The sequence below is a fragment of the Caenibacillus caldisaponilyticus genome (assembly GCF_002003465.1).
Classification (GTDB): Bacteria; Bacillota; Bacilli; order Bacillales; family Sporolactobacillaceae; genus Caenibacillus; species Caenibacillus caldisaponilyticus.
In genome coordinates, this window is sequence record NZ_BDDQ01000120.1 from 1 (window position 1) to 1015 (window position 1015).

2 protein-coding genes are annotated in these 1015 nt (G+C 50.3%); both read right to left on the reverse strand.

Annotated features, from left to right (window positions below):
• Positions 1 to 245: HK97 family phage prohead protease (locus CCB157_RS16640; RefSeq protein ID WP_193432330.1), on the reverse strand; the 245-nt coding region annotated here is incomplete at its 3' end.
• 328 nt (positions 246 to 573) lie between these two features.
• A partial coding sequence (locus CCB157_RS16645; protein ID WP_143287129.1) for a phage portal protein occupies positions 574 to 1015 on the reverse strand: 442 nt, incomplete at its 5' end.

A 1015-nucleotide genomic window follows, 5' to 3' on the forward strand; every position in this document is an offset into this window, starting at 1 on the left:
ACCGTGTTCCTCGCGAGAGGCATGTTTTGGTCGTGATTGAACAATGCCACTACATTTGACATGTCAGCACCATCGAGTGCGGATTGACTGATGATCTCACGGAATGGTACGAAAAACCCGAGTACATCTGACCATCTTTCAAACTTCAGCGCATATCCTTCGATATAATCCGATCCGTCTTCGCTCGATCGAAGCTCCACTTTTGTAGTCAGCATTCGGATTTCTCGATCGGCATTTCCAATCATCGACCGACTTTTTAATTCAGGAGGTTCTTCCCCAGCATCACGAATATGCGCGGCCAAATGATTATAGACAGCTCTACGGTCAGATTCCGGAATATCAGCGCCGCCACGCGCGCCGTTGAGAACGGCAATCCCTGAAATGCATGCTTTCAAATTCGCATCCCCAACATTCCCATCACCATCAACCATGTGATGGATAAATTTATATGCGGATTTTGTATCCGGATCCTTGTCCGGATCCACCCAAGCATATGCTTTTCGCAGCGTGCTTTCACCGGCATCATTCGGAATACGTGCCTCCATCGCCGGGCCGTCCCACGATGACTCCGTATCAACCGGCGTATGATGCACCGGAATCGCTGGCATCCGTTTCACCCCCTTTCACAGGCATCGCATCAATCGGAGCATAGTTGGCCGGAACATAGTGCCTATCGCCTTCTTCGCCGATTCCATCCTGTTCTTCGAGAGTACGAATATCATTGATGCTGTATGCCCCAATCTCCCACATTGACTTATAGAAAGCTGCCCGGCTCGCGGCATCACCGCGAAGCTCTGACGTCAGGTTGAACTTCGCGTAATACCGCTTTTGCTCCAACGGCGTGAACAGCTTGTAGTTGATCTCCTGTTCCCAATTGGTCACGATGGGCTGCAGAGTGTTCTTGACGTAGTCCAAGCTCTGCTGCTCGATGTTGCTGAATGTCGCGCGGTCCAACTGGTTGAGTTTATGCGCCGGAATCTTGTAGACCTTTGCCACTTCCAATACGCCAAATTTT